Consider the following 25,806-nt stretch of genomic DNA (forward strand, 5'->3'; position numbering starts at 1 on the left):
CTCATCTCATCCTTACTTTTTCATCTGCGACAAAATCGTCCGGCACTGATTCGCCTCGCCTTCCGCCGGCGAGATCAGCGCCAGTAAAGCGGCCGCCGGCGTGACCAGCGTCGCTAACGCTGCCGCCACCGCGCCGCGGGCAATCAACGGCCCGGCTTTCACCCCGGCATCCGGCGATTTAAAGGTACCGCGCACGTACAGCGGAGAACGCAGAGTAATCACCCGCAGGCCCTTACTTTCCGGGTCAACGGTCAGATCCAGCTGTTCAGAGGCAAAGCTGGCGGTGCCGGTAATGTTAATCAGCGCGTTCTCGGTATCGAAGGCGAAAATTTGCGGTCGCGCCACGCCGTTGACCACATCAATATTGGCCGCCGCGCAGTTCACCCGAACCTCCTCATCGCCAAAAATCTGCCCGATGATAAAGTTACCGACGTTTAAGCCGAGGATTTCCATCAGGTTGCGGCTAATCAGACCATCATTCATCAGCAGCTTAAGGTTGCCGTTGCTGTTGCCGAGCAGCGCCGCCACCGAATTACCGCTGCCGCGCAGTTGTACGTCGCCGCTCATCTCACCGAGCGTTTTCTGCATCATTTCAACGTTCGGCATCAGCGCCTTAAGCTTGAGCCGCCGCGCCTGCAAATTGGCTTCGCCCTGTAGCGGTTTTTTATCGCCCTGCAGATGCACGCTGCCGGCAATCGAACCGTTGGCCAGGCCAAAGCGCACCGGTTGCAGACGCAGGTCGCCGCGTTCAAGAATAATGTGGGTCGCCAGGTCGCTGATGGGCAGAGTACCGCCGTGTTCGATTCGCCGCCCCTTGAAGCGCACATCGGCGTCCATCACCTGCCATTTATCCGTCTCAAAGCGATCGGCCGGCAGGACTTTTCCCGCTGGCTGTACGGCATCTCCCGCTTTACGTGATGAGGATTTCTTCGCCCCGCCACCGGAATCAACGCCAATCAGCGGGCCGAGGTCCGCCAGCCGCAGCTGTTTAGACTCCAGATCGCCGGTAAGCTTCGGTCGCGGTTTGCCGGTGGTATAGGTCAACGAACCGTGGATATCGCTGTCGCCAATCCGGCCGTTAAAATCGCGATAGTCAAAACGCATGCCGTTTTTATGTTTAAAGTCGGCGCGCAGGCGGCCATCGGTGGAAAAGGACGGCGTTTCCGGCAGCAGAACGCCGGTCAGGTCGTAGAGGTCGCGCAACGAGTCGCCGGCGAATTTCAGCCGCAGATCGAGCCCGCCGACATTAAGCGGATCGCTGACCGTGCCGCTAAACGCTATCCGGGTATTACCAGAGTGAAAATCGCCTTGTAGCGGGAACGGGGTACTATCGCTACGCAGCGCCAGCATGCCGCCAATTTTGCCGCTGCCGCTCAGCGGCTGGCCTTTGTAGCTCCCCTTCACCGACAGGCCAAAGATATAATCGCCGGCTTTTGTCGCCTGCGCTTTGTTGCCCGCACCGGTGACTTCGCTAAACGGCAGCGCTTTGCCAAGCGGATCGACCACGATCGCGATATCGCTGCGGGTTACCTTATCGTCAATGGCAATGTTGCCGCGATCGAAGAGAATATTATCAAGGCGGAAAGACCAGGCCGATGGCGGGTTGGCTTTTTCGGATGCCGGGTCTGAAGCTAATTTAAAGGTCCAGTTATTGCTGTTTTCCGTCAGCCTTATCAGCCGGACGTCGGGCTGTTCGAGCTTAATCCACGGCAAGTAGACCGTTTTGCTCAGCAGCGCCAGCGGAGCCAGCGTCGCTTCCACGCGCGGCAGATGTACCATCGTCACTTGCGGAATGTCGGGCGGGTTGCCCAACACGATATCTTCGGCATGCACATGCGGCCACGGGATCCAGCTACGCCAGCCGCGCTCCTCAGGCTGTCGCTCCCACACTACGCCCAGGTCGCCGCGAATGGCGAATGGCCGATTGAGCTCGGCGGAAACTTTCTGATTGATCGTCGGCTTGAGCCGGTTCCAGTCAAAGGTCGCCAACACGATGAAAAAAAGAACGATTAACAGCACAATCGTTCCCGAGATAATAGCAATCGTTTTACGGGTTCTGGTCATCCCCTCTCCGCTCCTTTTGCGTCTCGTCACTCCTCACTATAGTTGAAGAGCGCGGATTCATCCGCCAAATGCGCTTTTCGTCACATTTTGCGCGTCAGGTCAAAAAATAATGGAACGATGTTTTAATATGGTTGACCCTGCCGGGTGCCCAGCGCAAACTACCGTTAATTTCGATTCAATTTCAGGTCAGCACTATGTCTAAGAAAATTGCCGTGATTGGCGAATGCATGATTGAACTGTCAGAGAAAAACGCGGCGGTGAATCGCGGTTTCGGCGGCGATACCTTAAACACATCCGTCTACATCGCGCGCCAGACCAGCGCGGATGCCCTAAGCGTACACTACGTGACCGCGCTGGGCACCGACACCTTCAGCCAGCAGATGCTGGAGTCCTGGCAGGGCGAACAGGTAAAAACCGATCTGATTCAGCGCATGGCTGACCGACTGCCTGGCCTTTACTACATTGAAACGGACGAGACCGGCGAGCGAACCTTCTACTATTGGCGCAACGAAGCGGCGGCCAAATTCTGGCTCGAAAGCGAGCGCGCAGGCGCCATCTGCGAAGAGCTGGCTACCTTTGATTACCTCTATCTGAGCGGCATCAGCCTCGCCATCCTCAGCCCGGCCAGCCGGGAAAAGTTGCTCACCCTGCTGCGCGAATGCCGCGCCAACGGCGGGAAAGTGATTTTCGATAACAACTACCGTCCGCGCCTGTGGGCCAGCCAGCAAGAGACTCGCCAGGTGTACCAGCAAATGTTGGAATGTACCGATATCGCTTTTCTGACGCTGGATGATGAAGATGCGCTGTGGGGAGCGGTACCGGTTGCCGAAGTTATCGCCCGCACCCACGCCGCTGGCGTAGAAGAGGTGGTGGTGAAGCGCGGCGCCGACTCCTGCCTGGTGGCGATCGCCGGCCAGCCGCTGCTGGAGGTGCCCGCGGTGAAGCTGCCGAAAGAGAAAGTAGTGGATACCACGGCGGCGGGCGATTCGTTCAGCGCCGGCTATCTGGCGGTGCGCCTGACCGGCGGCGACGCGGAATCCGCGGCGAAACGCGGACATCTCACCGCCAGCACGGTTATCCAATATCGCGGGGCGATTATCCCGCGCGAAGCGATGCCGGACTAAGACCCTATTCCCCCTGCTTGCGCTGCGCTTAGCAGGGCTACCAAATCGTACAGTGCTGTAGCCCCGGTAAGCGGTAGCGCCACCGGGGATTTTGAGGCCACCAACACCGGCTATAAATTAAAGGCAAGTCGTACGAACCGTAGGCCGGATAAGGCGTAGCCGCCATCCGGCGCAAAAGCGGCTCCGCGCCCGCTGCCTATGTTACTGCGCTGGGGGAATATCCGTCGCCTCGTTATGCGCATCAACCGTATCCGGCGTAGCGCTCACCGCCGCAGCGGGTGCTGGCGCCATCAGCTTTTCCCATGTCGCTTTCAGATCTTTCATGTTGTACTCCGGCTCGCCTTTCGGCTGCTGCAATACCAGCGCCATATCCTGCGACAGCTGCTGGCGCAGATACTGGTTCAACATGTCGACCGTCAGTGAGTTCAGGAACTCCTGGCGCAGTTTCTGATATTGCTCCGGCGCGATATCCACCACCTGATTTTGCAGCGAACGCATTCGTTGGCTAATCAGGATATCGGTATCCGTGCGGGCATAGGTGGCGAACAGCTTTTGCAGTTCGAGGTTTTTCTGTGCAATCAGCGCATCAAACTCTTCCTGTGGCAGACCATTGTCGCGTACCTTCGCCAGCTCGCGCGATACCGCGCTCAGGTTGGCGTTCAGGCGTTCGCCCGGCGAGTCGATATTGATCGCGCACTGGGCGCGCTGATACAGCACGCGGCAATCAAAACCGAGACCGATGTCTTTTACGTTGCTTTTGCTCAGGTTCTGCTGCACGTGCCAGAACAGCGCTTCCCGAGCCAGGTCATCGCGCCAGTAGCGCTGCAGCGCGGCGGAATCGCGGATTGGCTGCCATGGAGAATCCCACATGATCGACAGCTTATCCTGACGCACGGCATCGGTCATGATGCTGACCGGTACAGCCGGCAGAGGCGATAGCGTTGGTACCGCCGCCGGGGTCTCGCGTTTACCTTTTAGTTCGCCGAAGATTTTGTTGATCTGCTCAGCGACGCTGCGGCTATCGACGTTACCGACAACAATCAGCGTCATCGCATCCGGGGTGTACCATTTCTGATAAAATTCTTTCAGCTGTTTAATATCAATCGGTTGCTTCAACGGCGCCGCCGGATCGTGACCGAGCATCGTTGAGCCCTTCAGGCGATAGCGCCACCAGCCTTCCTGGGTATCCAGCGGCCAGGTCGCCACCATATCGCTGCCCTGCAGGGCATGATTGACGGCTTGTTGGGTAATACTCAATTTACCGTTAGCGTCCGCCAGCCAGTTCAACGCTTCTTTTAGCAGGTCGTTGCGGTTATTCGGCAAACTCAGATTAAACAAGGTGAAATCGTAAGAAACAATCGCCGGCGGCAGAGGACGCTTCGGGTCAATACTCTGCTGCCACAGCGAACGCGCCTGCATCGTCGGGAGGCTGCCGCTTTGGGTCAGCGCCAGGCGCGGAATGAAATGACTGAAGCCGCTCTGCTGAGTGCTTTCGCTCAGCGAGCCAATATTCACAGCCAGGCGGACTTCGACGCGATCGCTAGGGCGCTGCGGCGTGGAAAGTACCTGCCACGAAAAACCGTTCGCCAACGTCCCCTGTTGCCAGGCCGGGTCCGGCTGGAGCGCTTCTGCCTGCACAGAACCGGCCGTCGCTATCATCAGCAAACCACCGGTTAAGAGTCGAATTTTTGTGCCCTGCATGTGAACCCCTGATGAACATTCCTGGTTACATAGGCAACCCATCGCCGGGTTACCGAAAAAGGTGGTGAATCAAATACGTCGGTTAGACCACGCGTAGGCGAAAATGTCACATGAAGACGTAAAATAATCATTAGGTATCATTCCCCCAGAAGGGGAATGATACCTAATTTTGCGCAGGAGCCCATAGTCCATGGGCATAACATGAGGAATTACGAGGATAATTCTTGCGATTTGTCCGCGGGAACGCGGTTATTCAACACATCATCGAGCTGTTTGGCATCGAGTTCTTTCACCCATTTCGCGACAACCACGGTCGCCACGCCGTTACCCACCAGGTTGGTCAACGCGCGCGCTTCGGACATAAAGCGGTCGATACCGAGAATCAGCGCCAGGCCCGCCACCGGCAGATGCCCTACCGCAGAGATGGTCGCCGCCAGCACGATAAATCCGCTCCCGGTGACGCCCGCGGCCCCTTTCGAAGAGAGCAGCAGCACCACCAGCAGGGTGATCTGATGGAAGATATCCATATGGCTATTGGTGGCCTGGGCGATGAACACCGCCGCCATCGTCAGGTAGATGGAGGTGCCATCGAGGTTAAAGGAGTAGCCGGTCGGTATCACCAGCCCCACCACTGATTTACGGCAACCCAACTTCTCCATCTTATCCAGCATTCGCGGCAGCGCGGATTCGGACGAAGAGGTCCCCAGTACAATCAGCAGCTCTTCGCGGATATAGCGAATGAATTTGAAGATACTAAATCCAGTGGCCCGCGCGATAGAACCCAGTACCAGCACCACGAACAGGATACAGGTGATGTAGAAGCAGATAATCAGTTGGCCCAGCTGTACCAAGGTACCGACGCCGTATTTACCGATGGTGAAGGCCATGGCCCCGAAAGCGCCGATCGGCGCCAGACGCATAATCATGTTAATGATGCCGAAAATGACCTGCGAGAAGCTCTCAATGACGTTGAAAATCAGCTGGCCTTTGCTGCCTAAACGATGCAGCGCAAAGCCAAACAGGACGGCAAACATCAGCACCTGCAGAATATTACCGCTGGCGAAAGCGCCAATCACGCTGCCCGGAATAATATCGAGTAGAAAGGCGACAACACCCTGATCTTTAGCCTGCTCGGCGTAGACTGCCACCGCGTGCGCGTCCAGCGTCGCGGGATCGACGTTCATGCCCGCGCCGGGTTGCACTACGTTGACGATGATAAGACCGATAATCAACGCAATGGTACTCACCACTTCAAAGTAGAGTAGCGCCACCGCACCGGTACGACCGACGGCCTTCATGCTTTCCATCCCGGCAATCCCTGTTACAACGGTACAGAAGATAACCGGAGCAATGACCATTTTAATCAGTTTTACGAAGGCGTCGCCGAACGGTTTCATCTGCGCGCCAAGTTCCGGGTAGAAATGGCCCAGCAAAATACCGATAGCTATGGCCGATAAAACCTGGACATAGAGGCTTTTGAAGAGAGAGAGTTTCATAGGGTGTCCTTTGGGAATAACCACAGACAATGAAAGGTTATCTGTGTCTGTGGCTTAAAAATAACACCCTGGAAACATTTCAGAAATAAGTAAGCGCGAAGTTGCAACGGAATTGTTAAAATATTTGAGCTGACTCGCACAAACAAATAAAAATGTTACAAACTTGCATCGTTCTTATCGGCCTGCAGGAAGCGCTGCATAAAGCTTTCCAGCGGCAAGGCGCAACCAAACAGGTAACCCTGAGCGACATCCACGCCAGCCGCTTGCAACCATTTCAGCTGTTCTTCTTTTTCAACGCCCTCAGCAACGATCCGCAGCTTGAGCCCGCGTGCGAGCTGAATTATCGCCGGGACCATACTGGTATCATCCGGCAACATATCAATAAACGCCTTGTCGATTTTCAGGATATCAACCGGCAGCGATTTCATATGTTGCAACTGGCGCAACCCGGCATAACCCATGCCGAAATCATCCAGCGCAATACGCGTGCCGGCGTCGCGCAGCGGGCGCAGCAGGTCAATCACCGCCTGCGGATCGTCGAGACGGCAGCTTTCCGTCACCTCCAGCACCAGGGTGCCCGGGGCGATACGATAGCGTTCTATGAGTGCCAGCAACTCAACGCCGCGGTCAGGATGCAGCAACTGCAGTAACGAGACATTCACCGACAACGGCAGCATGATCCCCTGCTGCTGCCAGGCTGCCAGCTGGCGGCAGGCTTCTTCCATCACCCAATAGCCTACCGGCACCATCAGCCCGCAGTTTTCAATACGCTCAATCAGATCGCACGGCAGCGACCAACCGCCATCGGCCTGTCGCTGGCGAAGCAGAACTTCCGCACCGCAAATATCGCCACTGGCAATATCCACCTGCGGTTGAAACCAGATGGCGAACTGCTGATTCTCGAGCGCGGTGAGGATGTCATGCTCTTCCATTAACCGACGCTGGGCTTTTTCCATCTGCTCGGGGTCAAAGAACTCGATCTGATTTTTGCCCTTGCGCCGCGCCGTCACCGCGGCGGAAACCGCCCGACGATAAAACTGTTCGGCGCTCAGTTCGCTATTAAACATCGCGATACCAACGCTGGCGCAGGGCCGCAGCTGGACACCGTGCAGCGGCAATCGCTCGCTAATAGAAGTAAGCACTTGCTTACTTAACGACACCGCTTCCCACGGCTTGCTGAGTCCGGGGGCGAAAATAGCGAAATCGTAACCGCTCACCTGCGTCAGCACCATATTGGGTGGGATAACCGCTTTCAGCTTCTCAACCAGCGTCAGGAGCAGCATCTCGCGCTGGCTCTCTTTCAGGACGCCTGCGGCATCTTGCAAGGTCTCACAGGCTACCACCAGCAGCGCCGAGGGTTGTGGACGGGTTGTGGTCTGCTCCAGCATCGCCATCAAAAAGGCTTTGTTGGGGAGCTCAGACACCGGGAAACGGGTCGATTGCAGCGATAGCTCATCATGCTGACGCAGCAAAGACTGCTGGTTGCGATTGTAGCAACGCACCAGCATGCCGATTTCATCATCCTGGTGCAGTCGCGGCAGGCTCAGCTGATGTCCGAGCCGCTCCTGCGGCGGAATATCGTTAAGCTCGCGGGCGATGGCGCGCAGCGGGCGAACAATCAGCCGGTTAATGCACCAGGTAAGCGCCACCGTCAAAATAAGCACCAAAAGTAAGTAAGTGGTCACTAACGTCGCGAGCGCGCTCATGACGAATTTATACATGCGATAGGAATCCGCCTGCAGCACCAGATAGGCCAGCGGCTGCGGATTTGCCGGGCGTTCAAGCGAGTAAATCGGCAGGGATATCTGTACCGGCAGTTCAAACAGGCGAGTGATCATCACCGGCACCGGGCGTTCGGGAATAAAGCGCATCCGCAGCGCCTGAAATTGATTTGGTAGCACCACATCCGCCCGGCTGACGATCCCAGCAGGCTGAATGCGGCCCAGAATGGCTTCCGCTTCGGGAATATCGGCTTTCAAAATTGCCGCCGACAGGGGCTCGCGAACGGAACGGGCGATACTTTCTAATTGCGTGGCCGTGGTATAGCGACTCTGTTGCACGAAGTGAAACAGCAAAATAGAGCAAAAGACCAGGACAAACGCCATGGACACGCTCGCGACCATCGCCATCTGTTTAATTGTAAGTGAGCGGCTGACGCGCAACTGTGTTCTCCACTGAAACTGAACGACTATCCGGCAAGATCCATCGATACCGGTCGTTTTCAGGCTGATTATATACGCAAATGGTTCGCTCTCGCCCGCAAGGCGGGTTCTTCCCGAAAGCGGCGGGCGAGGTACGGCGAGTATACGCGAACAGCGCGGTGGATTGGCGATTAGCCGTAGAAATCAGGCTAATCTGCTACCAATCCGCATAAGGCACCAACGGCTGCGGCGGCATATCCATGTCGCCCTGCCAGCCGGAAGCAGAATAGCGCACGTACAACAGCGCGTGGCTCGGGGTGTAATCTTTAGCCTGCTGAATATCCACAGCCGCGCCGACAAACCAGTTGCCGGTGACTCGCCGTTCCACCAGCGCCCTTGCGGTATAACCGAAACCCTGGCTGCTGCCGCCCTCTTCTTTTTGCTGGCTGGCATCGTAGCGATACTGTGAAGGAATCAAATTCAGCAACGGATAGCGCGCATGAGTTTGCGTACGCGAATGGGACCACGACACCGACCCGCCGAGTTCCCACGACCAGTTTTCGGTACGCTGACGCCAGATGACCGGCACCGAGAAGGAGAGATACTCCTGCGGGCTGTAGTAACCGCCCTGGCCCAGCGTGTAACCGCTGAGGTCTTTGTCGTAGTGCCAGATCATATTGGTCAGGCCGACGGTCACCCGGCGATTATTTTCATTGATCGCTTTATAGTAGTAACCGGTCATCCAGCGTACGCGCCAGTTGTCCTCGACGTTTTTGCCGGTGAGTTGGTCAGCCCCCAGCGATGACCAGATGCCGTTAGCCTCGCCTTTATCGTAGCTGAGGCTGATGCCGCCGCCGGCGGCGCGGACGCCGCCCCAGGTAGTGCCGGTATGGCCGTCGTTAGGATTATCTTTTTGCCCGCCGAAGGAGAGCAACGAGCTGGAAATGGGTCGCCGGTGGACGTTGACGGTATAGCCGACCGGGCCGGCATCGCCGCTATAACTCAGTCCCCCCACGACATCCACCACGTTAAAGCCCATCGGCGTGGTGCCGATATCGCCGCTCCAGGTGTCGTTCTTCCAGCCAACCGCTACGCTGGCGCCGCCATCGCTCTGATTTTTACTGCCGCCATAGCAGCTAATTTCACCACAGGTTCCCCAACTCGGCGAATAACCGCCATCGCTATTAGTGGAAAACGACCCGGCGTTCATATTCACCACATCGGTACGGAAGAACATCCGCCCGTCATACAACGGCGCGTCCACCTGCAACATGGTAGTGTGCGCTTTGAGGTCTGAATAACCGCCGGTGCCGCTCGATCCCCAATAGTCGTGCTCAAGGGTAACGTTAAGATCCTGCTGGCGATAAAGATCGGCGGCGTCGCTGCGGATCCCGCGCTTCAGCCAGTCATCCTGACTATCGTTACGGGTCAGGCGGGTAAAGGTGTCATTATCCTGCGGGCGAACGCGGGTCACGCCAGCGGCCACCATCGCGTCTTTATAGCTTTCCAGGGCCTGCTGTGGTTGCTCGCTTTGCGTCTGGAAACGCGCGGCATCACGCAGCACCAGCGCGCTTTCCATCGACGGCGGCTGGCTTTTCGCCTGCGGCACGATGCGGTCAAATATTTGTTGCGCGCCCGCGGTATCGTCAAATCCGGCGCGGGCCAGCGCTACCCGGCGCTGCATGTTGATCGATTCCGTATCCGCATCCTTCAACTGCGCGACCTGCGCGCGGGCGGCGTTTTTATCGCCCTCGGCGAGATAGACTTCCGCCAGGCCAAGACGCGCATCGCCATTATCAGCCTGCTGGCTCAGCACCCGATGGTACTGGGCTATCGCCTCTGCGCTATCGCCGCGCTGCTGCGCCCAATCCGCCAACGCCAGATCGTAGCGGATCGATTCCGGCTGCTGTTTAATCAAGGCAATGGCCTGCGCTTCCTGCCCGCTATCGCGAAGTTGGTTGGCCTCGCGCATCACTTTGTCGCTTTGCAGACGCCCTTCCAGTTCACGAATATTATCGGTCCACTGTCCGCGCGGCAGCGCGTTAATTTGCGCCAGCGCCCTATCATCCTGATTATTACCGGACAAATAGAGGCCGTAGGCGTAAACCCGTTCGGCATCGCCCGGCTTGCGGTTGGCCATGTTACGCATCAGTGCGTCCGCTTCCGGCCGCTGGCCGGCGCTGACCAGATCTTTCGCCAACCGATAGGTTATCCACACGCTTTCAGGATCCAGAGCCAGACGCCGCCGCTGCACCTCCGCGGCCTGCGCCCAGCTGCCCTGGCTTTCCAGCGCTTCGGCCTGTTTTTCCAGCCGATCGTTGGTAAGACTGCGTTCGATATCATCAATACTGCGCCGCTGGCTGGCGGGGAGGCTGGCAATATAGGCGCTGGCTTTTTCCGGCGATTCACGACGATAAACATTCGCCAGACCGCGTACGGCGAGATTATTGTCGCGATCCATGCGTAACGCCTGGCGATAGTAGCGTTCGGCGGCGGCGTCATCTTTGCGCGCCGCGGCGACATCGCCTAACCCCAGAACCGCGTAGCTGTCGGTGTTATCCACCCGCTGCGCCTGGGCGTACGCATTTTGCGCCTGCGCCAGTTGGCCTGCTTTCAGCGCGTTATCGCCCTGTTTAATCAACAACCAATAGCGGTTGGTCTTCAGCAAACTGTCCCACTTATCGCGATTCGGGCTTTTCGGATCCATCGCGATCGCTTTATTAAGCTGCGCCACCGCCCGCGCCCGGTCGCCGCGCTGTGAGTAGGCGGCGCCCAGCGCGCCGACGGCATCGCTATCGCGGGCATCGGCGCGTACCGCCTGCTGCAGATCGGCCACCGCCTGCGCCGCATTCCCGGATTTCACCGCCGCCAGCCCTTCGCTTTTGGCGAGGAAGGCTGGGTCTTGCAGTTGAGTTTGCTGCTGCGCCAGCAACACCCGGGCGTTAGCGGCGGCGGAACCGGCGGGGAACTGGAGCAGGAATCGCTGTAGTGCCTGAACGCTGCCTCTGCTGACCGGCATACTTTTAATTTCGCCGAGCCACATATCAGCCGCAATTCCGCGGCCTGAGGCCGAACGCGCCATCTGTTCCAGATAGGCGAAGCCTTCCTGCGGCTTGTTATCTGAAAACATCAGCTTCGCCAGCGAGGTCAATAATGTGACGTTATCCGGGGTTGTGGCATTAAGTTTTTTCAGCTGGCTGACGCCTTCGCTATGGCGAGCGGGCAATCGCGCCACCAGCGTCCAGTATTCGATAGCGGCTTCGGTATCCGTTGGGACGCCGCCGAAGAGCTTTTCATAGGCGGCGACGGCTTCATCGACTTTCCCGGCAACGCCGAGCAATCGCGCCTGCTGCAACGCCTGGCGACCGCTACCGGTACTGATCTTCATCTCGTTACGCGTCGCTTGTAGCGCCGACGATTCCGGAGCCAGCTTTGCCAGCAGATCGAGTTGCTTTTGCGCGCCGGCGGTGTCGCCCTGGCGCAGCAGATAGCGCGTCCGCGCGGCAAGATAATCGGGGTTATTCGGGTCGATCAGTTCCAGCCGATAGAGTGACTGACGCACCAGGTCCTCACGACTGCTGGCCTCGCCAAGACGCACTTGTTCCAGCAGATGCTGCTGCGCAGGGGTATTCTCCGCCTGCGCCAGCGGCAACAGGCCAAGGCCGACAGACAGCGTGATGAAGCTTAGTGAGAACTTGCGCATGCCTGGTTCCAGTCAGGTTGTAATTCGCCACCCGCGGCGAAACGAAAACGATGTTGATCCCACCCCTGGCCGAACAGCGTCAGCACCGCGCTGTAGTAGGCGTCCGCGTCGGGATAATGATCGGCGACCCGTTGGCGTTGTAGCGCGCGGGCGTCGTCATCTTGTAAAAATGGCAGCATGGCGGCGGAGAAGCCAACCGGCCCCTCGCCAGTCGTTTTCCCGCTGGCGATATTGGTTTTTTCCGGCGGTAATCCCTGTTTGATCGTCTGAACCGCCATCGGTTTGAAACGCGCCAACAGCGGCGCTTTTTGTTTATCGGCGTTATTGAGCATGCCGACCCACAGATAGACGCGGATAGCGTCATAGCTGCCAATAATCGGTTTATCGGTTTTCAACTGCCAGCCGCTACCTTTCTCATAGCGCACCCAGTCCGGCGAGAAGCCTTTTGGCGCCGTTTCCAGCAGCAGTCGCAGATTGCTGTCGCGGATCTTCGGCCACGGCGCGCCAAAGCGGGTAAAATAGGTGGCGAGCTGCGGCGGCAGATAACTTGGATTAAAGCGCCAACCCTTGTCGTCCGCGAACCCAACTTTCCCCGGCAGTACCGACGGCCCGAGCCCCGGAACATCAGCGACTTCTTCATCGGCAATCCGCGCCAGCAGCGCTTTTCCTACCTCAGTATAGTTATCAACCTTCCACAGGCGTCCGGCTTCCAGCAGCGCCCAGGCGATCCACAAATCAGAATCCGCAGCCGAATTGCTGTCCAGCACCGTCCATTCATCCTCGCTCTTTTTCCCCCATAGCCATCCCGGCAGATGGGCGCGCAGATCGCCCTGCGCCAGGTTGTTCTGCGTCCACTGGAACAGCTTATCGAAGCCCTGGCGATCGTTGGCCGCGAGAGCGAAGAACAGCGCATAGCTTTGCCCTTCGGAGGTGGTGATTTTGCGCGCATCGCTGGGGTCGATGACCCGCCCTTCGGCGCTGACATACGCTTTTTTAAACTGCTCCCAGGCGGGCCACTGGCAGGCGGCGCTAACCTGCCCCGCCGCCAGCATCAATACCGAGAGAAGTACCCCACGAAATGCGTTCATCAGCAATTACTCATCATCAGGATCAAGACGGCGACGGCTGAGAATACGCAGCATGCGCCACAGCACCCACGCCAGCAGCACAATGCTGACGGCCGCCAGAATCGCCAACAGTATCGGATGGCTGGAGAGCGCAAACCAGATGCGCTCGAACCACGGCAGATGGCCGACATAATAGATATCGCCAACCCGCAGACTATTGACGCCGGATTCGCGAATCACCGCCACCGAACCGAACATCGCCGCCCGTTTGCCGCTGTCATTTAAGGCGTTTGTAAGCAGCTCGTTGCCGCGTGGGCTATCGGCCATCAGGGCGATCACGCTGCGCTGGTCGTTGTATGGCGACTGGAAGCCGATAATCGCCGCCATTGGCCCGGAAGAGGTGATGTCGGTTCGCGTATGCGGCGTGCGGGCGTCATCGTCCGGGTAGATGCTGGCCAGGTCATAGTGACGCATCGGCGTTTTCACCCAGCTTTTGGTCGCCTCAACCAACAGATTGATTTTGCTATCGTCTTTCAGCGATGGCGGAATAGCGCCAATCAGCATCAGGTCGGCATCTTTGCCCTTAATCTGGTTGCCGTCATCGGTCATCTGCAAGTTGATAGCCGCCAGCCCGCTCTGCGCGCCGATGCCGCCTACCGCCTGCAGTAGCGTCTCCACCTGGCCCGCATCAGGCGTTTTCGGCACCACGATTAGCGTCTGAGAGAGATCGGCCATGCGGGTATACGGGAAACCGGCGTTGGCGAAGACGCGCAGATCCGGCATCGCCAGGAAGTGGTAATACTTCGAAAAATCGATGGTGGAGTCATCGCCGATGACCACGTGATTCTGCACCGGCTGGAAGGTAATGCAGTTATCGATGTTGCCGCCAGGCATCGGGTTCATGTACTGGAAATCGAAGCGCAGCTGGTTCATCGCGCCCAGGCGCAGCGCGGGTATGGTCACCTGGTTCTGGCCGTCCAGTAACCCCTGCAGCACCGGCAGGCGTAAAATCAGCTTATTCACATCCTGCGAGCTATTGAGGTTGAACGACTGCAGGAACTGATCGTTTAGGCTGATATCCATCCGCGAGCTATCTTTGATCGGCGGCATGGTATAGCGATACTTCAGGTCCATATCGATACCGTTAGCGCGCAGCAGATACAGATCCGGCGGCAGATTCAGCGCCACGTTAATCGAATCTGGCACCAGGCCGCTTGATTGCAGTTGCTGTTCATAGGTTTTCAGCTCGCCGAAAGTCACCGGCCTGTCGGTACGAACCCAGTTCGGCGCGTCATAGGGCTGGCGGGCCTTCAACTCTTTCACGCCATCCACGACGACACTATCGCCGCGGAACAAAATATTCCCCTGGGCAATGCCCTTGGCCGCCAACAGCAGGTCTTGATCGTTGCGACCGAAGATCACCAGCAGCTTGACGTACGGGTTGCTCGGATGGTTGACCATTTCGATAGTCGGCGCTTTCACCGGCGGATGGTCGCGCAGGAAGTCCGGACGCTTATCGTTGGTCGCGAAGATGATAGCGTTACGTTCCGGTATCTCATTGAAGTGGACCGGGAACTGCTGGCCGCGCCAGCCAGCCTTGCTGCCAAACCAGGAGGCGACAATCGCCGCCGCCTGCTGTTGTATGACGTCAGGCGCAGCAGCAAAAACCATCGGCAACGTCAGCGGACGGTTGTCGCGCGAGTCGTAGAACGGCACCGGGAAGTGGGAGAGATCGTTACGGACCTGCAGCGACTGATAGGTTAAATCCAGCGAGCTCTCACGACCGATATCAAGCCACAACGTACTGCTCGCCGGGTTTTCGCAAACGTCGCGATAGTGGCCGACGAACTCCAGCCGCACGCGGTTAAAATCGGTGATATACAGCGGATCGACGGGGATCTGGGCGCTCACTTTTTTACCCAGTTGCTCTTTGGTGACCGGCAGTACGCCCATCAGCTCGTCGTTAAGATAAACCTTCAGTTGAGACTGCACCGGCAGCAGCGATGGCGACGGCGTGTAGTCAAGATTGAGCAGCGCTTTGGCGACCACCTCATCGCTGCGCATACCGAACTCTACGGCGCCCTCAGGATGAGAACCGCGCAGCACCATGCTCCCCGGCGGCGGCGCGATTTGCGCAAAAGTCAGCTTCACATCGCGAGAGGGAATGTTGTCCGCCACCACCACCGGCGCGGCGGCAGAATCGATAACCGTCGCCGTTGGCTGGCCATCGTTAACGACCGGCGCTGGCTGAACAGCTCCCGCTGTCGCTGGAGCTCCGGCAACCACGGCCTCCGGCGACGTCGCCGGAGCCGAAAATGTTGCGAAGGGGTACCAACTGCTCATTCCCACCGCCACTGCATAAATCAAGGAAAGTTTTCTTTTCATCGCATTATCATCATTGTTGAGCCATTGCCGGTTCTGCCGAAAGCACCGCCGCGGCGCGTTCGGGACGGCGCGGTAAAAACGATACAATCCAGGCCACCAGCGAGGTGAGCGAGCGGAAAATAACCTTCACCGACGGCGGCGAGAACTCCGCCAGGTGACGATATCCACGGAACCCCAGCTTGAGGATATCCAGCAGGCTTTCCATCGGCTTATCTTCCGGGAAGCTATCCTGCCAAAGCGCCCACGTATCAGCGCGGGCAAACGTACACTGCACAAAATCAATATGTTGCTGGTTTGTCAGCGGCAGCAATTGCAGACCGACTTCGCCGCCATTCACCCGCGCGACGCGTACCGGGAAGTCATATTCTTGCTGTCCGCGTTTGAGCAGCAGATTCACGTGTTGCCCTTCCAGTACCCGCGCTTCACCGTGAATTTTTATCCCCAGGCCGCCGTCCGAGTAGTCATGAACGGTACAGGAGAACAGGTGGCCATCCGGGCGGGCAATCGCCGCCGGCATCGACATCTCGACGCGGTGCGAACGCCGCACCTGTTTGCTCTCCACCGACACCGCCACGGCGCCGCCGAGGATGATTAAGTTATAAAACACCCAGATGATACTGACCCAGACGGTTAAAATTTCGTTTTCGGGCCCGTACATAAAGCGCCAGATGCCGACCGCCACGCCCACCAGATTGAGCAACACCAGATAAATATAGGGGCGGGAAATAACCCAATCGACATACTCATCCTTCACCAGTCCGCCTTTGGCGGTGACGTTAAACTTGCCTTTATGCGGGTTAATCAGCGCGACGAAGGTCGGTGGCGCGATATACCAGGCCAACACCGTTTCGTAGATTTCACTCCAGAAGGAGTGGCGGTACTTGCCCTGGATCTTCGAGTTGGTCAGGCTGGCATGAATCATATGCGGCAGCACGAACAAGGCGATCATCAGCGCCGGCGCATAGATGATATAGGCGTGTAGCAGCAGGAAGGCCAGCGGCGCGGTGAGGAAGATAAGCCGCGGTATACCGGACAAAAAGTGCAGCATCGCGTTGACGTAGCAGATACGCTGCGCCAGCTTCAACCCTTTACCGAATAAGGGGTTGTCGAGACGGAAAATCTGCACCATCCCGCGCGCCCAGCGAATACGCTGGCCGATATGCGCCGACAAGCTTTCCGTCGCCAGCCCCGCCGCCTGCGGGATGCGCATATAGGCGGAGGTGTGGCCACGACGATGCAGGCGCAGTGAAGTGTGAGCATCCTCGGTGACCGTCTCAACGGCGATACCGCCGATTTCATCCAGCGGGCCGCGGCGAATTACCGCGCAGGAGCCGCAGAAAAAGGTCGCATCCCACATGTCGTTGCCGTCCTGCACCAGGCCGTAAAACAGCGTCCCTTCATTTGGCGTTTTACGAAAACGGCCCAGGTTGCGTTCGAACGGATCCGGCGAGAAGAAGTGGTGCGGCGTCTGCATCATCGCCAGCTTTTTATCCTTCAGGAACCACCCCATAGTCATCTGCAGAAACGAGCGGGTGGGCACGTGGTCACAGTCGAAAATAGAGACGAACTCGCCTTTCGCATACTTCAGCGCATTGTTGATATTACCGGCCTTGGCATGTTCGTGGCTGGTACGCGCGATGTAATGTACGCCGACATCTTTCGCGAACTGGCGAAACTCTTCGCGACCACCGTCATCAAGGATCCAGATATTGAGCTTATCCTTCGGCCAGTCGATACCCTGAGAAGCGTAGATGGTATTTTTCACCACGCTGAGATCTTCGTTGTAGGTCGGCACGAAGATATCCACCGTCGGCCATTCGTTCATATCTTCCGGTAGCGGCACCGGCTGGCGATTCAGCGGCCACACCACCTGGAAATAGCCCAGTACCAGCACAATCCAGGCGTAGGTTTCGGCAAACAGCAAAATCAGCCCGCACACCAGGCTGACCGGATCGTTCCAGTTCAGCGTGGAGGTATAGCGCCACCAGATATAGCGACAAGAAACGGTCAATGACAACACGATCAACATCAGGGCGGAGAAACGCCCCGGAATACGCCGCACCAGCAGCGCGACGCCCCACAGTAACAGCAGGAAGATAAACTGCGACAGCGGGTTAAACGGCTGGGTGATACACAACAGCGCCAGAATCAGCGAGAAGAAGGTAATGGTGCCAAGCACCAGCCGCCGCAGCTGCGGATGCAGATGTTCAAGCTCTTTTTGCTTATCGAGGTGGCCGGTACGGGTGTTGACCTTCTCCGGTAATTTTTCCAGCCACTGCGCGTAGCGCCCGTGAACCCCTTCCAGCGCCGCCAGCGAGCGCCAGTTTATTTTTTTATCCGCTTCCGGCACCCGGGTCGCCAGCAGCCAGAGCGACTGCAGCAAATAGCGCAGCGGATCTAACGGGCGTGGGCGATGCGGATTAATATGCGGAAAATAGTCGCCATGGTGTTCGCGAATAGCTTGCCAGCGCGGCGTCTCAAGCGGCATGAATGCCCACGCCAGCGACGCCCACAGGCAACCGAGAAAAGCCGAAAGCACCGACGCGCCATGCTGACGATAGTCATCATAACGTTCACTCAAGCGCTCGCCCACCGGCGGCGCCAGCAGCAACGTACTCAGGCGGATCATGCCGCCCCCTCCCTGGCATAGTGCAGCAGGCACCAGTTGGCCAGCGTCAACACCTCTTCCGCCGCCAGCGAATCCTGGCGGTATTCGCCAAGAGGCTGTTTCGCCGCCAGACACTCCGCCATCGCTTCATCGCGGTGAATCGTGACCGGCAAAATACGCCGCTGGCTTTCCAGCCACAGTTGATAGAGATCTTCCTGCAGCTGGCTGCCGACGCGCAGGTCGTTAATCAAAATATCCGCGTTGGCAGGCAGCGCCTGCTGATGCAGACGTATATGACTGTTACCGTCGGGGTGCACAACCTGCAGCGCACGATCGCAGACGCTCAGCAGTTCGCGGGTAAGCGGAGAGTAGCCTTCCGGAATATCAAGCAGCAGCCAGCGGTGGCTCCCCTGCTGATCGAGCAATTTGATTTGCGCTGCGATGGGTTCCAGGGTCGGACTCAGTTTATCAACGTGCTCGCGTTCGCCGGGGGTCAGGCGGCCAAACGGCAGAAGATCGATATGCGCGGTGTAGCGCAGTCCGGCGTCGCGCCAGTCGCGACCGTCAATCAACGAGCGCGCCCAGCCGTTGTGATGGTCGAAATCAACGTTGAAAAAAAAGCGCAGCATATTGTCCGGGCTGGCATCGACCACCAGCACCGTTTCGCCGAGCAGCTGTAGCGCCCAGGCCAGTGCGGCGGTAATGGAGGTGGTGCCTACGCCGCCGCGTATGCCTTGTAATCCCAGAATCGCCATCGACGGCTTCCTTACTTTTTCTCTGCTAATTCGGCCAACAGCGGCCAGCGTTGCAACGCCGCGGCGAGCTGTTCGCGTCGGGAAATATCGTGGTAATCAATATCCGGCAGGGAAAATGCCCGGCTTAATGCCAGGAAATCATTTTGGAAGGTATATCCCAGCGTCGCATCGCCAGGTACCGCAGGGTCTTTTTCCGGCATTTCTCTGTCCATTCGAAAAACACATTATAAAACCAGGAAGTGTAAACCGCTCATCCCTAAAATTACGTGTACATGCTAAAACTGATGTCCTTTAATTTCAATGTTAGGTTTACTCTCACGCTTTCGCTAGTAAACTAATCATTGTAAATAGGGCGCGCGAGGGACATCGTGGATATTGTATATACGTTGGGTATTTCATCGTTATGGGACGAAGTATGCCATATGCCCGTTGGCGGGGTGTGGTGGCTTAATGTCGACCGCTATGCCGACGCCGTCAGCCTGATGAATCAAACGCTGGAAAGCCAGGCGCAGGACAGCAAAGTCGCCGCCGTAGTGATGGGCAAAAACCCTAAAGAAGTCATGTCATTAAAAAAAGATCGCGGCCCTAATAAAATCGCATTATTCACCATGCCCGATCGCCCGGAAGGCCTGAGGGAGTTGCACCGCGACCTACTTTGTTCGATGGAACCTGGCAATTATTTATTTATTCTGCTATGTACAGAAAATTCCTGGCAAAATATAAAAACAGAAGAATTACTCCGTTGGGTAGAAAAATCGAATCGATGGGCCAAATACCATAACTGCTCTCTTATGATACTTAATTCTGCTAACGATACCGACAAACAACTTTCCCCGTTATTACGCCAGTATCGAGCCCTTTCCGGGCTGGCGAGCATTCGTTATCAGGGCGATAGCCATCTATTTGATATCGCATGGTGGGGCAGTGAGAAAGGTATTAGCGCGCAGCAACAGTTGGTTATTTTACACGATGATGAGGGCTGGCGACTGGCGCAAAACGAAGAAGCGGTGGTACAGCCGCGCAGCGACGAAAAAATCGTCCTCAGTAATTTGCGCGTGCTGGAAGGGGCCCCCGCGCTTTCCGAATACTGGACGCTGTTCGAAACCAATGATGCCGTCTTTGAAGCCGGTCGTACCGCGCAAGCGGCCACCCTGCTATTTTCCATCACCCAGAACGAACAAATAGAGCAGCTCGGCCGCTATATCCATACCCTGCGTCGCCAGCGCGGCAGCGCCCTAAAAATCGTGGTACGTGAACAAACGCCGAGCCTGCGCGCCACCGATGAACGCTTGCTGCTAAGCAGCGGCGCCAACATGGTGATCCCCTGCAGCGCCGGGCTTTCACGCTGCCTGACGCTCATTGAAAGCGTGCAAAAGCAGAAATTTACTCGCCACGTTCCGGAAGACTTCAACACGCTGTTGACCTGGAGCCGGCCGCTTAAACTTCGCGGCTATCAAAAGTGGGACGCCTTCTGTGAAGCGGTCGGCAATATCATGGCAAACACGCTGCTGCCGCCGGATAGCAAAGGGGTGATGGTGGCGTTACGCCCTGCGCCGGGGCTACGCGTTGAACAGGCATTAACCCTGTGTAAACCTAACCGCATGGGCGATATCGTGACGATCGGTAATAATCGATTAGTGCTGTTCTTATCGTTTTGCCGGGTAAATGACCTCGACACCGCATTAAACCATATCTTCCCATTACCGACCGGAGACATTTTCTCTAACCGTATGATTTGGTTTGAAGACAAGCAAATTTCAGCGGAAATCCTGTTGATGCGGGGCCTCTCCCCGGACAACTGGAACACCCCGCTGCCAATTACCATAGGCAAAAACGAAGCCCTTAACGTTAAGCACGATGGGCGCCAGTGGCGGCGAATCCCGGAACCCTGGCGGCTCTCCACCGACGGAGAACCGCGGTCATGATGTCTATCGCCGATATCATTCAGCTGATCGTATTGTGCGCCCTGCTGTTTTTCCCGCTGGGATATCTAACGCGCCATTATCAGCGCCGTATTCGCACGACTTTGCGTTTGATGTTCTTTAAACCCCGTTATGTGAAACCAGCCGGCGTGCTGCGCCGGGATAATGCGACCAGGCAGGGCAAACTGAAAAAATGACCAAAGCAAAAACTACCGCTACGCCGCTTCCGCTATGGCAGTACTGGCGCGGCCTGTCTGGCTGGAACTTCTATTTTCTGGTGAAGTTTGCCCTGCTGTGGGCGGGGTACCTGAACTTCCATCCGATGCTTAACCTGGTGTTCCTCGCCTTTCTGCTGGTGCCGATCCCCCGAGAAAAACTGCACCGGGTACGCCACTGGATAGCGATTCCGCTCGGCTTTGCCCTGTTCTGGCATGATACCTGGTTACCGGGTCCGGAAAGCATCATGAGCCAGGGTTCGCAAATTGCCGGTTTCAGCGCCGATTACATCTGGGATCTGATCACCCGCTTTATTAACTGGAATATGGTCGGCGCCTTCTTTGTGCTGCTGGTGCTGTGGCTATTCATCAGCCAGTGGCTACGCGTTACCGTATTTGTTTCGGCTATCATGGTCTGGCTGGTTATCAGCCCGCTGCTGCCCTCCTTCACCTTATGGCCTGCCGGTCAGCCGACCACGGCAGCGGCCACGCCGGCGGCAACAACCGGTGGAACCACAACAGCCGCGGCATCCACCAGCGCTGCCGCCAGCGGCGATATCCCGCCGCAGACCGAACCGCCAACCTCGGCTCACCTCAGCAACTGGCTGAAAACTTTCTATGCTTCTGAACAGAAAAGAAAAACGTCATTCCCCGCTCAGCTTCCGGAGGATGCGCAGCCGTTTGATCTGCTGGTGATCAACATCTGCTCCCTGTCATGGTCGGACATCGAGGCTGCCGGGCTGATGGATCACCCGCTGTGGAAACATTTCGATATTGTCTTCAAAAACTTCAACTCCGCGACCTCCTACAGCGGCCCGGCAGCGGTTCGCCTGCTGCGCGCCAGCTGCGGCCAGCTATCTCATAGCAACCTGTATCAGCCATCGGGCAGCGAGTGCTATCTGTTCGAAAATCTGGCGAAACTGGGCTTTACCCAACAGCTGATGCTGGGGCATAACGGCGTATTCGGCGACTTCCTCAAAGAGGTTCGCTCACTCGGCGGCATGCAAAGTCCATTGATGGATCAGAGCGGTTTGCCGGTTATCCTGCAAGGCTTCGACGGATCGCCTGTTTACGACGACCAGGCGACGCTCGATCGCTGGCTACAGTCTACCGAGAAGCTCAACACGCCGCGTACCGCGACCTTCTACAACACGCTGCCGCTGCACGATGGCAACCATTATCCCGGCCAAAGCAAAACAGCCGACTATAAAGCTCGCGCGCAGAAATTCTTTGATGAGCTGGACGCCTTCTTCACCGAACTGGAAAAATCGGGGCGTAAAGTGATGGTGGTGGTGGTACCGGAACACGGCGCCGCGCTGAAGGGGGATAAGATGCAGGTTTCCGGGCTGCGCGATATCCCAAGCCCATCGATTACCAACGTCCCTGCGGCGGTGAAATTCTTCGGCATGAAGGCGCCGCACCAGGGCGCTGCGGTGGAAATCACTCAGCCTTCCAGCTACCTCGCGGTTTCTGAACTGGTGGTGCGCGCCCTGGACGGCAAGATGTTTACCGAGGATAACGTCAACTGGCAGCAGTACACCGCTAACCTGCCGCAGACCGCGGCGGTATCGGAAAACTCCAACGCTATTGTCATTCAGTATCAAGGCAAACCCTACGTGCAGCTCAACGGCGGCAGTTGGGTGCCATATCCGCAGTAAAGACGAAAAAGGCCGCAGGAGGATTCCTGCGGCCTGTTCGGGCGCAAATTGCCAACGCAGCAGACTCACGCCCGCCGGTCCGTCACTTCTGGTTATGCATCCAGCTGACGATAATGCTGACCACGATGCCAGCAATTATCGGCGCCGCCAGATCGTCCCATAAGATCAGACCCAACTGTGTGAGCGTCATAGAGCCGCCTGTATTGCAATGGCAACCGTTCGCGGCTATCTTTAACTTGTCTGGAGTTAGTGATAGCCCTCGTTCAGTTGCCTGGTTAACACCAGCAACGTGCGAGGGTTTTCTCTTTCCAGCAACTTATCTATGCCGCCGGGGTTCAAGCCCCCGCAACATTGCGCCTCACCGGGCGAACCCAGCTTGGCGTCGATTCTACTGCTCCGTGTTATCGCCTTCACCACGCCCTTTAGCAATCTGCGAGGCGCATTCCAGCAACCAACCACATTCTGCGTGCCGCCAGGAAAAACGAAAAAGGCCGCAGGAGAATTCCTGCGGCCTGTTCGGGCGCAAATTGCCAACGCAGCAGACTCACGCCCGCCGGTCCGTCACTTCTGGTTATGCATCCAGCTGACGATAATACTGACCACAATGCCAGCGATTATCGGCGCCGCCAGATCGTCCCATAAGATCAGACCCAACTGTGTGAGCGTCATAGAGCCGCCTGTATTGCAATGGCAACCGTTCGCGGCTATCTTTAACTTGTCTGGAGTTGTCGATAGCCCTCGTTCAGTTGCCTGGTTAACACCAGCAACGTGCGAGGGTTTTCTCTTTCCAGCAACTTATCTATGCCGCCGGGGTTCAAGCCCCCGCAACATTGCGCCTCACCGGGCGAACCCGGCTTGGCGTCGATTCTACTGCTCCATGTTATCGCCTTCACCACGCCCTTTGGCAATCTGCGAGGCGCATTCCAGCCCTCCCCCGCAGAAATCATCACGCGACAACCCGCCTCCAATCACGCCCGCGCTTTCTCCGGATTCTCATCCTGATCAACGGCAAAGCAGGCCACCAGTTGGCCGCCGTAATCCTTAAGCTGCGGTTGAAGCTGGGTGCATGGGCCAAAGCGTCGGCGGCAACGCGCATTAAAGGCGCAGCCCGGCGGCGGATTCAGCGGGCTCGGCAGTTCGCCGGTCAGCTTGATGCGCTCGCGCCGATCGTCCGGGTTCAGTCGCGGCGTCGCCGACAGCAGCGCCTGAGTATACGGATGACGCGGGTTATTAAAGATCTGATCCTTGGTCCCCTTCTCTACGCAGCGGCCAAGATACATCACCATGACTTCATCAGCGATGTGCTCGACGACCGAGAGGTCGTGGGAGATAAACACGTAGGACAGCCCTAAATCCTGCTGCAAATCCATCATCAGGTTCAGCACCTGGGCGCGTACCGAAACATCCAACGCGGAGACCGGCTCATCGGCAATCACCACATCCGGATCCAGCATCAGCCCGCGGGCAATGGCGATACGCTGGCGCTGACCGCCGGAGAACATATGCGGATAGCGATCGTAATGCTCCGTTTTCAGGCCCACCTTCGCCATCATCGCTAGCGCCTTTTCACGCCGCTGCTCTTTGCTCAGGCTACTGTTAATCAACAGCGGCTCTTCCAGAATCTGCCCCACTTTTTTACGTGGGTTCAGCGAACCATACGGGTTCTGGAACACAATCTGGATTTTTTGCCGCCGCAGCTTTTGCGCCTGCGGGTCGTGCTTGAGCAGATCCTGCCCCTGATAATACAACTCGCCGCCAGTGGGGATTTCAATCATCGTCAGTAAACGGCCCAGCGTCGATTTGCCGCAGCCCGACTCCCCCACTACCGCCAGCGTTTTACCGCGCTCAAGAGTAAAGGAGACGCCGTCCAGCGCTTTCACCAGCCGTTCCGGAGCGAACAGCCCCTTCTTCACCGGATAGTGTTTTTTCAGATCAATGGCCTGCAACAACGGTTGTTGCGTGGCGGCCTTTTGCGTACTCATAATCCAGGCCTCCCGGCATCATCGAGTGGGTAGTGGCATTTAGACTGACGGCCGCCGTCGAGATCCGCAAGCGCGGGCTCTTCGCTCCGGCATTTATCCGTTGCGTAGGGGCAGCGCGGGTTCAGCAGGCAGCCGTTAGGACGATCGTATTTCCCCGGCACCACACCCGGGAGCGAGGCCAGACGCGCCTTATCCTGGGCAAACTCCGGCAGGGCCCGCAGCAACGCCTGGGTGTAAGGATGACGCGGCGCACGGAAGATATCTTTCGCATCACCGGTCTCCACCACCTGACCCGCGTACATGACGATAATTTTATGCGCGGCTTCCGCCACCAGCGCCAGATCGTGAGTAATCAGCACCAGCGCCATATTCTCTTGCTGCTGTAACTCCAGCAGCAGTTCGATAATCTGCGCCTGAATAGTCACATCCAGCGCGGTAGTCGGTTCATCGGCAATCAGCAGTTTTGGCCGGCAGGCGATAGCCATCGCGATCATCACGCGCTGGCTCATCCCGCCGGAAAGCTGGTGCGGATAAACGTCCAGCCGCGAGGCCGGGTCAGGAATACCCACCAGGTTCAGCAGGTCGATCGCCCGCTGGCGGCGGGTTTGCTTATTGCCGCCCTGATGGACCTTAATCGCTTCCATAATCTGGTAGCCGACGGTAAAGCACGGGTTGAGGCTGGTCATCGGATCCTGGAAGATCATCGCCACTTCCGCCCCCACCAGCTGGCGCCGCTCTTTTTCCGAAATTCGCTGCAAATCGCGGCCGTTAAATTCCAGTTTGTCCGCCATCACCCGGCCGGGGTAATCAATCAGCCCCATAATCGCCAGCGAGCTCACCGACTTACCGGAACCCGATTCCCCCACGATGCCGACCACTTCGCCCTGCTTCACGCTATAGCTGATGCGGTCTACGGCGCGGAACGGCGCATTCTCATCGCCGAAATGCACCGATAACTTATCTACATTTAATAACGCCATCTCGA

Annotated in this window: 18 protein-coding genes; 4 read left to right on the forward strand and 14 right to left on the reverse strand. The window is 57.3% G+C overall.

Translation table 11 applies throughout. From position 1 onward, the window contains the following. Positions 1-12: 12 nt before the first annotated feature. Positions 13-2,064: an AsmA family protein gene (locus EAE_RS05965; RefSeq protein WP_015703755.1), complete on the reverse strand. Its 2,052-nt coding sequence runs from the start codon at positions 2,062-2,064 to the stop codon at positions 13-15. A gap of 194 nt (positions 2,065-2,258) precedes the next feature. Here EAE_RS05965 and kdgK point away from each other — a divergent pair, with 194 nt between their 5' ends. Next, positions 2,259-3,188, forward strand: a complete 930-nt coding sequence (gene kdgK, locus EAE_RS05970) for a 2-dehydro-3-deoxygluconokinase (RefSeq protein ID WP_015703756.1) — start codon at positions 2,259-2,261, stop codon at positions 3,186-3,188. A gap of 201 nt (positions 3,189-3,389) precedes the next feature. Here kdgK and EAE_RS05975 read toward each other — a convergent pair whose 3' ends face one another. The 9 genes from EAE_RS05975 to bcsR all read right to left on the reverse strand — a co-directional run bounded on the left by EAE_RS05975 (position 3,390) and on the right by bcsR (position 19,244). Beyond that, positions 3,390-4,889 carry a M16 family metallopeptidase gene (locus tag EAE_RS05975; RefSeq protein ID WP_015703757.1) on the reverse strand — a complete coding sequence of 500 codons (1,500 nt, stop codon included), beginning with the start codon at positions 4,887-4,889 and terminating at the stop codon, positions 3,390-3,392. Between the two features lie 209 nt (positions 4,890-5,098). After that, a complete protein-coding gene (locus tag EAE_RS05980) occupies positions 5,099-6,385 on the reverse strand; it encodes a dicarboxylate/amino acid:cation symporter (RefSeq protein WP_015369244.1) in 1,287 nt (428 codons plus the stop codon). 155 nt (positions 6,386-6,540) lie between these two features. Beyond that, entirely contained in the window at positions 6,541-8,547 is a 2,007-nt protein-coding gene (gene hmsP / locus EAE_RS05985) for a biofilm formation regulator HmsP (RefSeq protein ID WP_015703758.1), read from the reverse strand. Positions 8,548-8,743: 196 nt separating this feature from the next. Continuing rightward, complete coding sequence (gene bcsC, locus EAE_RS05990; RefSeq protein ID WP_015703759.1) at positions 8,744-12,229, reverse strand: cellulose synthase complex outer membrane protein BcsC; 3,486 nt, start codon at positions 12,227-12,229, stop codon at positions 8,744-8,746. Further along, positions 12,211-13,317: a cellulose synthase complex periplasmic endoglucanase BcsZ gene (gene bcsZ, locus EAE_RS05995; RefSeq protein WP_015369241.1), complete on the reverse strand. Its 1,107-nt coding sequence runs from the start codon at positions 13,315-13,317 to the stop codon at positions 12,211-12,213. The genes bcsC and bcsZ overlap by 19 nt, the downstream gene beginning before the upstream one ends. Positions 13,318-13,323: 6 nt before the next feature. Then, the gene (bcsB, locus tag EAE_RS06000) at positions 13,324-15,681 is read right to left on the reverse strand and encodes a cellulose biosynthesis cyclic di-GMP-binding regulatory protein BcsB (RefSeq protein WP_032709357.1); all 2,358 of its coding nucleotides are present in this window, start codon (positions 15,679-15,681) and stop codon (positions 13,324-13,326) included. A 10-nt stretch (positions 15,682-15,691) separates the two neighbouring features. After that, positions 15,692-18,310: a UDP-forming cellulose synthase catalytic subunit gene (gene bcsA, locus EAE_RS06005; RefSeq protein WP_015369239.1), complete on the reverse strand. Its 2,619-nt coding sequence runs from the start codon at positions 18,308-18,310 to the stop codon at positions 15,692-15,694. Then, positions 18,307-19,044, reverse strand: coding sequence for a cellulose biosynthesis protein BcsQ (gene bcsQ / locus EAE_RS06010; protein ID WP_015369238.1), 738 nt, complete (start codon positions 19,042-19,044; stop codon positions 18,307-18,309). The genes bcsA and bcsQ overlap by 4 nt, the downstream gene beginning before the upstream one ends. Before the next feature lie 11 nt (positions 19,045-19,055). After that, complete coding sequence (bcsR, locus tag EAE_RS06015; RefSeq protein ID WP_015369237.1) at positions 19,056-19,244, reverse strand: cellulose biosynthesis protein BcsR; 189 nt, start codon at positions 19,242-19,244, stop codon at positions 19,056-19,058. A 168-nt stretch (positions 19,245-19,412) separates the two neighbouring features. Between bcsR and bcsE the strand changes: the two genes are divergently transcribed. From bcsE to bcsG, 3 genes are read left to right on the forward strand one after another with little or no spacing between them, the layout of a single operon-like run. Beyond that, on the forward strand, positions 19,413-20,969 hold the full coding sequence (gene bcsE, locus EAE_RS06020; protein WP_015703761.1) for a cellulose biosynthesis protein BcsE: 1,557 nt from the start codon (positions 19,413-19,415) through the stop codon (positions 20,967-20,969). Continuing rightward, positions 20,966-21,163: a cellulose biosynthesis protein BcsF gene (gene bcsF / locus EAE_RS06025; RefSeq protein ID WP_015369235.1), complete on the forward strand. Its 198-nt coding sequence runs from the start codon at positions 20,966-20,968 to the stop codon at positions 21,161-21,163. The genes bcsE and bcsF overlap by 4 nt, the downstream gene beginning before the upstream one ends. Next, positions 21,160-22,839 carry a cellulose biosynthesis protein BcsG gene (bcsG, locus tag EAE_RS06030; RefSeq protein WP_015703762.1) on the forward strand — a complete coding sequence of 560 codons (1,680 nt, stop codon included), beginning with the start codon at positions 21,160-21,162 and terminating at the stop codon, positions 22,837-22,839. The genes bcsF and bcsG overlap by 4 nt, the downstream gene beginning before the upstream one ends. 82 nt (positions 22,840-22,921) lie before the next feature. On the opposite strand, the gene EAE_RS06035 is transcribed toward bcsG, so the two are convergent. The 4 genes from EAE_RS06035 to dppD form a co-directional block, all read right to left on the reverse strand. Continuing rightward, entirely contained in the window at positions 22,922-23,029 is a 108-nt protein-coding gene (locus EAE_RS06035) for a type I toxin-antitoxin system toxin Ldr family protein (protein WP_015703763.1), read from the reverse strand. 371 nt (positions 23,030-23,400) lie between these two features. Then, positions 23,401-23,508 (reverse strand): type I toxin-antitoxin system toxin Ldr family protein, encoded by a 108-nt coding sequence (locus EAE_RS06040; protein ID WP_015703763.1) that lies wholly within the window; start codon positions 23,506-23,508, stop codon positions 23,401-23,403. Between the two features lie 299 nt (positions 23,509-23,807). Continuing rightward, a complete protein-coding gene (dppF, locus tag EAE_RS06045) occupies positions 23,808-24,821 on the reverse strand; it encodes a dipeptide ABC transporter ATP-binding subunit DppF (RefSeq protein ID WP_015369233.1) in 1,014 nt (337 codons plus the stop codon). Beyond that, positions 24,818-25,801 carry a dipeptide ABC transporter ATP-binding protein gene (gene dppD / locus EAE_RS06050; RefSeq protein ID WP_015703765.1) on the reverse strand — a complete coding sequence of 328 codons (984 nt, stop codon included), beginning with the start codon at positions 25,799-25,801 and terminating at the stop codon, positions 24,818-24,820. The genes dppF and dppD overlap by 4 nt, the downstream gene beginning before the upstream one ends. Positions 25,802-25,806 lie beyond the last annotated feature (5 nt).

This window comes from Klebsiella aerogenes KCTC 2190 (assembly GCF_000215745.1).
GTDB classification, from domain to species: domain Bacteria; phylum Pseudomonadota; class Gammaproteobacteria; order Enterobacterales; family Enterobacteriaceae; genus Klebsiella; species Klebsiella aerogenes.